The sequence below is a fragment of the Streptomyces sp. NRRL S-378 genome (assembly GCF_000720645.1).
Classification (GTDB): Bacteria; Actinomycetota; Actinomycetes; order Streptomycetales; family Streptomycetaceae; genus Streptomyces.
On record NZ_JOBX01000072.1, the window covers coordinates 26,057 to 36,818 of the forward strand.

Consider the following 10,762-nt stretch of genomic DNA (forward strand, 5'->3'; position numbering starts at 1 on the left):
ACATCAGACACACGGGCACGCAGCTTGCATAGTAGCCGCAAGCGGCAATCAGCCCACAACGCGATCTTGCGGTGGTCGGGGTGGCCGGATTCGAACCGACGACCTTCCGCTCCCAAAGCGGACGCGCTACCAAGCTGCGCCACACCCCGTCGGTGCGACACGTAGGGTACATGCCCGGAGACCCTCTGATGCGCGGTGTTTCCCGAGCCGTTTCGGACAGGCGACGGCGCGGGCACGGAATGGGGTGTGCGATCCGCCGGAACGACCCGCTAGGATGCTGTCCGTGCCAAGGTCCCGGACCTGCGGCGCACCCCATGCGGGCGTAGCTCAATGGTAGAGCCCTAGTCTTCCAAACTAGCTACGCGGGTTCGATTCCCGTCGCCCGCTCTGAAGCACGAAGGGCCAGGTCAGAGGATTTTTCCTCGACCTGGCCCTGATGCGTTTCCGGAGGCTGTGACGGGGGCTAGAGCGTGTCTCACTGATGCGATGTGGGACCGGATCGAGCCGCTGATGTCGGCCGATCCGGTCCGCGCCCGGCGATGGGCCGATCACCGCCGAACCTTGGAGGCCATCGCGTGGAAGTACCGCACATGCTCGCCTTGGCGGGTCCTGCCCAGCGAGCTCGGCTCGTTCCATGCCGCCCACACGGCTGATCGGTGGGGCCGTAGACGGCACCTGGGAACGCATCCTCGCCGCGGTTCTGTCAGCGGCCGACGACGCTGACGGCATCGGCTGGACCGTGTCGGTGGACTCCACCGTCTGCCGGGCCCACCAGCACGCTGCCGGAGCCAGGAAAAACGGGCTCCAGGCCGGGGCGAACCCGGCGACCACGCGCTCGGACGCTCCCGCGGCGGCCTGAGCACGAAGGTCCGTCTCGCCGACGACGGCCGTGCACGGCCCCTGGCCCTCCGTGTCACCGCAGGCCAGGCGGGCGACGCCCCGGCCCTCGAGACAGTGATGGCGGGCATCCGTGTTCCGCGAAGCTGACCCGGCGGTTCGAGGCATGCGAACGGACAAGCTCGCCATCGCCTACCAAGCCGCACTCCACCTCGCCGCCATCCTCATCTGGGCACGGCGACAACCCGCTCAGCGATCGACCACCCAACGCGCGTCCGCAGGCCAAGAGCCCGTACCAACGATGTGTTCCACGAGCCGGAACGCCTTACGGATGGGGACGGTGTCCTCATCCGGATACTCGTCGTCCTGCCCATTGGAGAGAACGAACCCGCCGCTCAACCCCTCAGCTCCGGGATCCACGGCATGCTCACCGGGATCGCCCTCTTCTTCGAGCAGCATCACCATCGCGCGCTCGGTGTTCGTCACGAAGGCCAGCAACCGTCCGGACGAACTGGCCAGCCACGTCTCAAGCTGCCCGCTGTCGATCCTCGACTGAAGAGCCTCCAGCACAATCTCGGACGACACAGGCCCAGAGCTGTCGTCATTGATCACCCAGGACTCGATCACGAGTACGACGATCTCACGGAGGGTTCAAAGAGACAGTCCCTACGTGTCCCCCGCGTGCTCCTTCCCCTCTCCTGCGCCCCGCCGGCCCTTCTACACAGGCCCGCTCAGCGCGCCGGCGGTCAGCCGGTCCCGTTCCCCGTCCCCTTCGCTTGTCGCCGACGGTCCTGTCGGCAGGCGGTTCGGCGTAGGCATCCGGGTGATCGCGGATCTCCGGAACGATCACCCCAGGACACTCTTGGGCCCCTTCTTCGGGGTTTAGACCTCCTCAACGGTGGCGGCCGGTCGCTCTGGGTGTGCACGTCAAGTCCATGACCTGTCGAGGGTGGTGTTCTGGGGGCACTCGTGGAGGAGCTGAGCCGGATGTTCCAGACCGGCCGGACGGCGACATCCCGTGCGCGCTCCGCGAGACGCAAGGTCCAAGTCCAGCCGATCATCCACAACGCTCACGATCCTTACGCCTAGGCCGTGTTTTAGAACTCGCTGACCTGCCTGGTTGGCCGTCCGGGGAAGTCGCGGGCGGCCATCCAGATGGTGAGGTCGCGGGCGATGTCGTTGATGCTGGTCGCCGTGGTGACCTCGTGCTCGTTGCGCGTGGTGTCACGGCGGACGATCTCGTAACCGCCTTCGTCCAGGACGGCCACGGAGGCGAACCAGACAGGGTCGTCCTCGTCGGGCTGGACGACCACGAAGGTGTTGTCGGAGTCGTTGAGTTCGCTGATCAGCATGAACAGCGCATCCTCGGAGGGGTCGTCGATGCGGTCGCCGCTCTCGCTGTCGGCGCCGTAGTACTGAGCCCCCATCGTTGCCTTCCCCTCGCCTGTTCACCTGGGTCGCGGTCAGCATGGCATGAGGAACCGACAGCTCAGAGCGGTCATAGCCATTCGCCGATCGCGGCGATCAGGACGGTGGCCTCGAAGCGGACCGCGAGTTTGTCGAACCGGGTGGCGACCGCCCGGTTGCGCTTGAGCCGGTTGATCCCGCACTCGACCGCGTGCCGGGCCTTGTAGTCCTCGCGGTCGAAAGCCGGGGGCCGCCCGCCGGCCTTCCCGCGCCGTTTGCGGTTGGCGGCCTGGTCGGCAGGCTCCGGGATCGTGCACCGGATTCCCCGCTTCCGCAGGTAGGCCCGGTTGGCGCGGGAGGAGTACGCCTTGTCGCCCCGCACTCGCAACGGCCGGACACGGGGACGGCCTCGTCCGGTGCGAGGGACTCGGATGCCTACCAGGACAGCGGCGAACTGAGGACTGTCACCACGCTGACCTGCGGTGACCAGCAAGGACAGCGGCCGTTGGCCTTGCTCGCAGGCGAGATGAATCTTGGTGGTGAAACCTCCCCGGGACCGGCCCAGGCCGTGGTCGTCGGGCTCGGTGCGGGTTCCGCCAGGCGGTTCCTTCTGGGCCTGCCCGTCGCGGCGGGCGCCTGCGGCGTGCTGATGGGCCCGGCAGATCGTGGAGTCGACGTTGATCTCCCACGTGATCAGCCCGGCTGCATCCGCCTGAGCCTGCAGCCGGGTCAGCAGCAAGTGCCAGATCCCGTCGCGCTGCCAGCGGCGGAAGAGTCCGTAGACCGTCTGCCACGGCCCGTATTCGAGTGGCAGATCCCGCCACGGAGCACCAGTCCGTGCCCCGCCACCGGATGCCGTCGATCAGCTTCCGCCGACCCAGCGACCGCCTGCCCACCACCGCCACCGGCAGCAACGGCTCCAGCACCGCCCACTGCTCGTCAGAAAGATCCCCTCGCCCCACCCCGAGATCATCACGGCGCGAGACGAGGGAACGAGCCCACTTCTAAAACACGGCCTAAAGGTTGTTTCACAAGGTGACCGAGCCCTGAGCGGCAGGCTCGGACCGACTCGACTAAGGACGATTTGCCCGCATTCTCGGCAGGCAAGCGCCGGGGCGGCCATAATTCCGGCCTGCCCGCCCTCCGGCGCAGCGTGGGTATGGGCGGACAGATTCCGGCCAAAGATCGCCGAGGGAAGCAAATTTGCGATCTTTGGCCATAGCGTTGGTTGTGTCTTGCGGCCTCTGGGGGGAGAGCTCGCGCATTTCCTCTACCTCCATGTGCCGCATCCATGGACCGGTACAAGAGAGGGGAATGCAGTGGGCGACAAACGTAAGTTGGCCGGCCTCATGGCCGGCATCGGGTTACTCAGCCTGGTGTCCGCGATCCCAGCGCATGCCGCTGAGGGCCAGTTCGAGTCCTACATGAAGTGGTGGACCGCGCCTCAGGAGTCACGTCGCTGGCACGACAGCAACTCGACATCGGACTACACGGGCATCTACTTCCAGGGCTGCACCGCCGACAGCGACCTGGGGTTCGCCTGGGCCGAATTGAAGCTCTACATCGACCGGCCCTCATTGCCCGACAAGGGCAAGGGCACAGAGACCAACCGCTGTGGGTGGGTCGACTACGGCGACCCGGACGAGGCCGGCAACTACTACTTCCAGTTGTCAGGCCTGGCCAACGGCGAGTTCATAAACATCGACTACGTGAAGGTCGCCTGGTAGCACCACAAGGGTCGGCTACGTCCTGACGAAAGCAGCGCCAGGAACGGCTGACTCCCTACCTGGACATCTCACGGACTCCCATCGGATGACCTCTCGATGGGCGACACACCTAGGACGGGCATTGAAGATCAACCGCAAGAAGGCTGCCGGCGTCATGGCAGGCCTGGCTTTGCTTGGCGTGACCGGCGCCGCACCGGCCCACGCCGCTGAAGGCCAGTTCGAGTCCTACCTCAGCGGCTGGAATCCTGGACAGGAGTCACGTCGCTGGTACGACAACAACAACACCGGCGACTACACCGGCATCTACTTCCAAGGCTGCTCCGCCGGTCACGACTTCTCCTTCGCCCGGCTCAGCCTCTGGGTCGACCGCCCCAGTCTCCCCGACTCGCACAAGGGCACCGAGAACAACTACTGCGGGTGGGTGGACTACGGGAACCCCGGCCGCGGCACGTTCTACTTCAAGATGGACGACGTGTTGAACGGCTATCCGCTCAACGTCGACTACGTGAAGGTCGCCTGGTAAGGCAAAGCACGGCGGGTGTCCCGGCGAAAGCAGCGCCGGGACACCCGTACCCCAAGTCTCCCACGAAGAATGCCGCCCGCAGACCGAGCGGCGGATTGTGCGTTGCTCCATGGCTCTTGTTCTCGACGGGATCTCCTTCCGCTACGGCAGGCAGGAACCCGTTTTCACGCGTTTTGGATTGATACTCGACGCCCCGGCCACCGTCCTCCTGGGTCCGAACGGCGCCGGCAAGTCCACGCTGATGGGGCTCGCAGCCTCACAGCTCCAGCCCTCCTCCGGCACGATCGCCTTCGGCCGCACAGCAACCAGCCGCCGCAACGTCGCCGCCTACCGGCGCAAGGTGGCCTGGATTCCACAACAGATCACCCCAGTACCCGGGCTGACCGTCCGTGAGCAGGTCGCCTATGCCGGCTGGCTCAAAGGCCTCAGCCGCTCCGCTGCCTGGGAGGCGTCAGCCGCCGCCGTCGAAAGGGTCGGGCTGAGCAAGCTCGCCGACCGTAAGAGCCACCAAGTCAGCGGCGGCCAACTGCGCCGCGTCGGCATCGCGGGAGCGCTCAGCCACCGCAGTGAACTGATCCTGATGGACGAACCGACCGCCGGCCTCGACCCGACCCAGAGGCAGATGTTTCGCGAGCTCGTCGCAGAGCTGTCGGCCGCCGTGCAGATCGTGGTCTCCACCCATCAGACTGAAGACCTTGCCGACCTCTACCAGCAGGTGGTCGTCCTCGATGCGGGCACGGTCCGCTTCCAGGGCACCCCGCAGGAATTCCACTCCCTCGCGCCCCAGGTTCCGGGCGGCATCCGGGAGCAGGCCGAAGCGGCTTACACCCGCCTGGTCGGACGGGAGGTGTGAGCGATGCGTCTGCGCACCTTGTTGCGAACGCCCTCCGCCACCGTCCTGCTTCCGTTCCTTCTGGCCTACGTGGTCGTGCTGCTCGGCGAAGGAATGACCGCATTCATCACGCCCGGCTACGGACCCTCCGTGATCGGACGGACCGTGCTGGCACTGGCACCGGCCGCAGCGGCCTGCTCGGCGGCCGGCGCGTGGGAGGCGGCCCGACTGCGCCGGGGTCGCATTTTCGACCAGGCACCCGTCCGCCGGCCCCTGGCCATAGCGCTGCCCGTCCTGCTGCCCGTCTGGGGTATGGGGCTGGCCGGCCTGACCACCGCTCTGCTGCTCACCTCACAAGCGGCCGGTGCGCTGCCCGCCCTCTCCCACGTCGGCATGATCGCCGCGCATGCGGCCGTTCTCGCTGCATCCACCCTGCTGGGATATCTGCTGGGCAGGATCCTGCCGGGGCTTGCCGCCGCACCGATCGCCATGGTCGCCGGTTTCTGCCTCATCGGGTTTCCCGTTTCGTTCGACCCGCCGTGGCTGCGTCACCTGGTCGCCCAGGCGTACGACTCGTGTTGCGAACCCGGCAGAGTGATAGACCCTGCGGCTGTCTGGTCTCCGCTAGTCCTGGCCACCGGTCTGTGCGCGGCCGCACTCTTGATCATCGACCCGGTCGTGAAGGCGCCCCGTGTCCTGGCCATCGGCATCACCGCCGTGGCCTCTTCAGTGGCCTTCTGGCTCGTTCGTGACCTGGGCTACGACCCTGTTCTCGCCCGCGACTCCTCCGATGTCGTGTGCGACACCGCAGGCCGCCCCACTGTCTGCCTCTGGCCGGAAACCCCGGACCGACGCAACGTTGTGGACCTCACCCGCACTCAGACCGCCCGCATCGAAGCGGTAGGGATCCCGCTGCCGGCCACCCTCAGCGCAAGTCCCCGGACCGGCGAGGGAGCCTTCGGCGCCACGGGAGTGGTGCGAAGCCAGGACGTGCCCCTCAGACTGGCCAACCTGCTGATGCCATCGGTGCCGGAGTGTGCGCGGAAGACCGGTCAGTACCCTGCCCTTCCCGCCCGAGGGCCGCTCACCGCCTGGCTCACCGCCACGGCCACAGCCCAGCTGCCCCAGCCCGCACCCGGCAGGTACACCTCCGAGGACCTGGCGGTCGTCAAGCAGGTCATGACACATCCTGGTCCCACACAGCTCGCCTGGTACGAGAAGAACCGGCAAGCTCTTTCCGGCTGCACTGAGACGCCACACCTCGAGCTTCCCGGGGCTGCCCGGTGATCTGGTGGCTCAAATCCCGCAATGCGGGTGTCGCCGCTTCGGCTACGGCCGTGACTGCCCTGCTCGGCATCGTCCTCGGCCGGACCGTGCTTCCTGTGCCGTCCCTGCTCGGCGGCAGTGGCGACTTCTTCTTGAGCGCTCTGGTCACCGTCGCGCCGGCAGTCGTCTGGCTGCACGGCACCGGACGGACGGCCCTGGCCACCGAGGCCACAGCCCTGCGCCCGGTGCACCGCTGGGACGTCGCCCTCGCGGCGGCCCTCTCAGCCGCCGCCTTGGCCGTGACCGCGGTTGCCCACCTCCTCGCCTCCGACGACATCGCACTCACCGTCGGCAGGAACATCACCTTCTACCTGGCGATTGCGATGCTCCTCAGCACCTTCGTCGGCCAACGGATCGCGGCGCCCCTGATCACAGCGATACCCATCGTCCTCGCCGTGGCGGGATGGCGTGGCCGCTTCCCGCAGCCCTGGGCCGTCGTCCTGCACCCGGGCGAATCCCACCGCGCCCTCGCGGCAACAGTGGCCCTGATGGCCGTCGCCAGTGCTGTCTCTGCGTATGTGGGACCCGACAACGGTATTTCCCGAGCTGTCGCCCGGCGATGACCACGTGCCGCAACCCCCGACCTGGCCCTGATGCGTTTTCCGGCCCTGTGGGTTTCGCGGGCCTGCCAGTACGATCATCGCGCACCGACCCGGGGGTATCGCATGAGCGCAGGTATGGCACTCGCCGTCAGCGGCGACCGGGAATGGATCATCCGTAACGCCAAGGGGCGGAAGTTCGTGTACGAGTCCGCGGAGGAGGCCTTCGAGGAGTTGCACGAGTACGGCGAGGGAGCCGTCGTGCTGACCCGCCTGGTCTACCGGGGCATGTTCCGCACCAAGCCCGTCACCGACTGGCAGGAGGTCCCGCCGCCGGCGGGCGACTCCGGCGCCGAAGGCTGATCCGGGCGTCCGGCCCCGTGCTGGAGCGTGACGGCTCGCTCCGGCCGTGAGGCAGCCGGTGGGTCAGTGGTCCTGGAGGCTTCGGGCGTAGCCCTCGCGGAGGGGGCCGCCCGCCAGGTCGAGGATCTCCGCCGCGGCGGACGCGAGGTCCTCGGGGTCGCCGTTCTCGCAGAGCCGGCGGTGGGCGTCCAGGAGGGTTCCGCCGCGCTCGGGGTCGGCCTGCAGCAGGCGGCGGGGCAGCCACTTTCCGCCACCCGTCCATGCCCGGTGGTGGTCGAAGAGGAGGTCGGCGGCGATGCCGAGGACGACGCCGGCCACGGCGAGCCGTTCGACGGCGTCCGAGGTGTCGGCGAGGTCGTCCAGCGCATCGGTGAGCGCGTAGCGGCGGTTCTCGACCGCGGTGGGTGCCATGGCGCCGGGGCCTTCGCGGAGCGCGTCCTCGGCTCGGCGCTTGAGGCCGTTGCCCGCTCCGTCCCGCTCGGTGAGGACCAGGCCCTCGGCGTACACGTGCTGCATGACGCCGCGCCGGGAGGCCCTGTCGGCGGCGAAGATCTCGTCGAGGCCGGCTCGGGTGTGGACGAACAGCTCGACCAGCCGTCCCTCGAAGCGGAGGGTCTCCCGGCGGGACGTGCCGCCGTCCTCCGTCAGGACCGCTATGTCCAGGTCACTGGTGTCGGTGGCCCGGCCTGACGCGGTGGAACCCGCGAGAACGACGCTCAGGGCCTCGGGGAATCGCTCGGCCGCGAAGCGCCGCGCCTGGTCGACGGGGTGGTTCGGGCGGTTGGCGTCACCGCTCATGCCGCCGGTCAGAGCTTGATGTTGGCGATCATCGTGGCCAGGGAGTTGAGGAAACGGTTCACGTCGTCCGCGATCGAGCTGGACGCCAGGAAGAAGCCGAAGAGGGCCGCGACGATGGCGGGGCCCGTCTTGATGTGGTTGCCGCGGATCAGCACCACCAGGATGACCGCCAACAGAACCACCACTGACAGCGAAATGGCCACTACTGATCACACCTTCGGTCGTCCCCTGGTCGGCCGGGGGCGCACGGCCGGGAATGCCCCCACATGGACCATCCTCCCACCAACCGGCCACGGTCATACGCCCCGTGACGAAAGCCCATGGTTCCGTTTTCGTCAACCGCCTTGGACGAGGGGGCTCAGGGGGCGGTGAGGCCCAGGAGGGAACGGACATACGCATACTTCGCGGACAGCCGGTCGCGCGTGGGGGCGTCCAGTACGGAGAGGCGCACGGGGTCGGCGTTGTGCGCGAGGTCGGCCTCCTTCACGAGCAGGGCGCCCGGGGTGGCCAGGATGCGGGCGGCGTAACTCTCGACCGGCTCGCCGGGGCGCTTGGTGACGGCGAGGACCATGTCCTTGACGGACTGCGGGAGAGCGGCGGAATCCAGCCAGGTGAGGCTGAGCGCCTCGTCCTCGATCGCGTCGTGCAGCCAGGCCGCCGCCTGCTGTTCGGGGCTGCCGCCGCGCACGCGCACGCCCTCGGCGACGGCCGCGAGGTGTTCGGCGTACGGTCGGCCGGCCTTGTCGGTCTGGCCCTCGTGCGCGTCGCGCGCCAGGGCCTCGACCTCCAGGAGGGTCAGGGGACTGCCGGTCATGCGATCTCCCTCGCTGCCGTGCGCAGGGCCCGGGCGGCCCTGTGGACATCTGCCTGCGTCGTACGCCAGTTGGAGAACGCGGCGCGCAGCCCGGCGGTTCCCTCGTGGACCGTCGGGGTGACGAACACCTCGGCGGACACGGCCTCGCGCAAGGCGGTCAGCCGGGCCGGATCGGGGGCGTCGGCGAGGGTGAAGCAGACGACGTTGAGGCGGACGGGGGCGAGGAGGGTGAAGGCGGGGTCCTCCTCCAGGGCCGCGCCCAGCGCCCGGGCCCCGGCGATGTTGCGTTCCACGATCTCCCGGTGCCCCTGGCGGCCGTAGGCGCACAGCGTGAACCAGGCGGCGAGGGCGCGCAGCCGGTGGGAGTTCTCCGGGGTGAGGTGGACGAGGTCGGGGTGTTCGCCGAGGGGGCCGAGGTAGGCGGCGGCGTTCTGGAAGACGCGTGCCTGGAGGTCGCGGCGGCGGGTGAACTGGACGGCGCTGTCGTAGGGGACGTTGAGCCACTTGTGCAGGTCGACGCAGACGGAGTCGGCGGCGTCGAGGCCTTCGGTGAGGTGTGCGTGCTCCGGGGAGAGCGCGGCGAAGGCGCCGAAGGCGGCGTCGGTGTGGAGCCAGAAGTCGTGCCGTGCGCGGAGGGCGGCGATGGCGGGGAGGTCGTCGAAGTCGACGGTGTTGACGGTGCCCGCGTTGGCGACGACCACCGTCGGTCCGGGCGTGTCGGCCAGCGCCCGGTCCAGGGCGGCGGGGTCCACGGCCTCGCGGCCGGGCAGGGTGGGGACGCGGACGAGGGAGCTGCGGCCGAGGCCGAGGAAGGAGAGGGCCTTGGCGATGGAGGAGTGCGGGGCGCCGGAGAGGACGCGGACCGGGCCGAGGGCCGCGGCGCCGTCCTCGGCCGGGGAGACGCCCAGGCGTTCGCCGAGCCATTCGCGGGCGATGGCGAGACCGGTGGTGTTGGACATGGTGGCGCCGCTGACGAAGGTGCCGGTGTGGGCGTCGGAGAGGCCGAAGAGTTCGCGCAGCCAGCCCACGGTCTCGCGTTCGAGGTCCTGGCCGGCGCCGTCCATCGAGGAGTTGGAGTTCTGGTCGTGGGCGGCGGTGAGCCAGTCCCCGGCGAGCGCCGCGGGGGTGGCGCCGCCGGTGACGAAGCCGAGGTAGCGGAGGCCGAGAGCCGCGGCTCCCAGCGGGCGCGGAAGGCCGCGAGGGCGGTCTCGGTGCCGCACCCCTGCTCGGGGAGCGGTTCGGGGTCGGCCGGCTTCGGGGCGGCCGGTACGACGGCGCGCTCGTCCAGGGTGGCGAGCGCTTCGGCGGCGGCGCGGCGGGTGGCGTCGAGGAGGTCGGGGAGCCGGGCGAGGTCGGCGGCGAGCGTGCGGTCCATGGGGGCACGGTAGGGCCGCGCGGGCCTGCCGGGGCGGGCCAATCCCGGGCGAGTGGCCCACGTACCGCCCGGGGGCCGGGTGGGGCGTCGTAGGCTCGACGGATGATCGCGAAGCGGCGGGGTCGGCGGGTGCGGTGGGTTCGGCGGGTGCGGCGGGTGCGGGGCGTGGTCGGGGGCGCGGTGGCCGCGGGGGTGCTCGTGGGGGCCGTGGGGTGCGGTAC

14 protein-coding genes, 2 tRNA genes and 2 pseudogenes are annotated in these 10,762 nt (G+C 69.2%); 10 read left to right on the forward strand and 8 right to left on the reverse strand.

Features of this window, described 5'->3' with window-relative positions; genetic code table 11:
* Positions 1 to 72: 72 nt before the first annotated feature.
* Positions 73 to 149 (reverse strand) — tRNA-Pro (locus IH80_RS0133025).
* Positions 150 to 316: 167 nt separating this feature from the next.
* On the opposite strand from IH80_RS0133025, the gene IH80_RS0133030 reads away from it, so the two are divergent.
* The 4 genes and pseudogenes from IH80_RS0133030 to IH80_RS46450 form a co-directional block, all read left to right on the forward strand.
* Positions 317 to 387, forward strand: a tRNA-Gly gene (locus tag IH80_RS0133030).
* Between the two features lie 123 nt (positions 388 to 510).
* Complete coding sequence (locus IH80_RS46440) at positions 511 to 723, forward strand: hypothetical protein (RefSeq protein ID WP_234432458.1); 213 nt, start codon at positions 511 to 513, stop codon at positions 721 to 723.
* Complete coding sequence (locus tag IH80_RS46445) at positions 635 to 859, forward strand: hypothetical protein (RefSeq protein WP_234432459.1); 225 nt, start codon at positions 635 to 637, stop codon at positions 857 to 859. The genes IH80_RS46440 and IH80_RS46445 overlap by 89 nt, the downstream gene beginning before the upstream one ends.
* Positions 835 to 975: pseudogene (locus IH80_RS46450) on the forward strand (IS5/IS1182 family transposase); the annotation flags it as partial. The gene IH80_RS46445 and the pseudogene IH80_RS46450, both read left to right, overlap by 25 nt.
* A 111-nt stretch (positions 976 to 1,086) precedes the next feature.
* Here the strand turns inward: IH80_RS46450 and IH80_RS0133040 are convergent.
* The 3 genes from IH80_RS0133040 to IH80_RS0133050 form a co-directional block, all read right to left on the reverse strand.
* A complete protein-coding gene (locus IH80_RS0133040) occupies positions 1,087 to 1,464 on the reverse strand; it encodes a hypothetical protein (protein WP_030965369.1) in 378 nt (125 codons plus the stop codon).
* Positions 1,465 to 1,934: 470 nt separating this feature from the next.
* Positions 1,935 to 2,264 (reverse strand): hypothetical protein, encoded by a 330-nt coding sequence (locus IH80_RS0133045; RefSeq protein ID WP_030654589.1) that lies wholly within the window; start codon positions 2,262 to 2,264, stop codon positions 1,935 to 1,937.
* 71 nt (positions 2,265 to 2,335) lie between these two features.
* A protein-coding gene (locus tag IH80_RS0133050) for an IS5 family transposase (protein WP_107056953.1) occupies positions 2,336 to 3,206 on the reverse strand; the annotation gives its coding sequence in 2 pieces (ribosomal slippage) (positions 2,336 to 3,085 and positions 3,087 to 3,206; 870 coding nt in all).
* A 414-nt stretch (positions 3,207 to 3,620) separates the two neighbouring features.
* Between IH80_RS0133050 and IH80_RS0133055 the strand changes: the two genes are divergently transcribed.
* The 6 genes from IH80_RS0133055 to IH80_RS0133080 all read left to right on the forward strand — a co-directional run bounded on the left by IH80_RS0133055 (position 3,621) and on the right by IH80_RS0133080 (position 7,554).
* Positions 3,621 to 3,971, forward strand: a complete 351-nt coding sequence (locus tag IH80_RS0133055) for a hypothetical protein (protein WP_234432457.1) — start codon at positions 3,621 to 3,623, stop codon at positions 3,969 to 3,971.
* Positions 3,972 to 4,092: 121 nt separating this feature from the next.
* On the forward strand, positions 4,093 to 4,494 hold the full coding sequence (locus IH80_RS0133060; RefSeq protein ID WP_030965373.1) for a hypothetical protein: 402 nt from the start codon (positions 4,093 to 4,095) through the stop codon (positions 4,492 to 4,494).
* Between the two features lie 109 nt (positions 4,495 to 4,603).
* On the forward strand, positions 4,604 to 5,347 hold the full coding sequence (locus tag IH80_RS0133065) for an ATP-binding cassette domain-containing protein (RefSeq protein WP_030965374.1): 744 nt from the start codon (positions 4,604 to 4,606) through the stop codon (positions 5,345 to 5,347).
* Between the two features lie 3 nt (positions 5,348 to 5,350).
* On the forward strand, positions 5,351 to 6,613 hold the full coding sequence (locus IH80_RS0133070; RefSeq protein WP_030965375.1) for a DUF7224 domain-containing protein: 1,263 nt from the start codon (positions 5,351 to 5,353) through the stop codon (positions 6,611 to 6,613).
* Between the two features lie 50 nt (positions 6,614 to 6,663).
* Positions 6,664 to 7,215: a hypothetical protein gene (locus IH80_RS0133075; protein WP_158943710.1), complete on the forward strand. Its 552-nt coding sequence runs from the start codon at positions 6,664 to 6,666 to the stop codon at positions 7,213 to 7,215.
* Between the two features lie 102 nt (positions 7,216 to 7,317).
* Complete coding sequence (locus IH80_RS0133080; RefSeq protein ID WP_157854760.1) at positions 7,318 to 7,554, forward strand: hypothetical protein; 237 nt, start codon at positions 7,318 to 7,320, stop codon at positions 7,552 to 7,554.
* A gap of 63 nt (positions 7,555 to 7,617) precedes the next feature.
* Here IH80_RS0133080 and IH80_RS0133085 read toward each other — a convergent pair whose 3' ends face one another.
* The 4 genes and pseudogenes from IH80_RS0133085 to IH80_RS40025 all read right to left on the reverse strand — a co-directional run bounded on the left by IH80_RS0133085 (position 7,618) and on the right by IH80_RS40025 (position 10,541).
* A complete protein-coding gene (locus tag IH80_RS0133085) occupies positions 7,618 to 8,352 on the reverse strand; it encodes a nucleotidyltransferase domain-containing protein (RefSeq protein ID WP_037881865.1) in 735 nt (244 codons plus the stop codon).
* An 8-nt stretch (positions 8,353 to 8,360) separates the two neighbouring features.
* Positions 8,361 to 8,555 carry a membrane protein gene (locus tag IH80_RS0133090; protein ID WP_030008564.1) on the reverse strand — a complete coding sequence of 65 codons (195 nt, stop codon included), beginning with the start codon at positions 8,553 to 8,555 and terminating at the stop codon, positions 8,361 to 8,363.
* Between the two features lie 155 nt (positions 8,556 to 8,710).
* Positions 8,711 to 9,166: an HD domain-containing protein gene (locus IH80_RS0133095; protein ID WP_030965380.1), complete on the reverse strand. Its 456-nt coding sequence runs from the start codon at positions 9,164 to 9,166 to the stop codon at positions 8,711 to 8,713.
* Positions 9,163 to 10,541 (reverse strand): annotated as a pseudogene (locus IH80_RS40025) (pyridoxal phosphate-dependent decarboxylase family protein). Before IH80_RS40025 ends, IH80_RS0133095 begins: the two are co-directional and overlap by 4 nt.
* Positions 10,542 to 10,762: the final 221 nt, after the last annotated feature.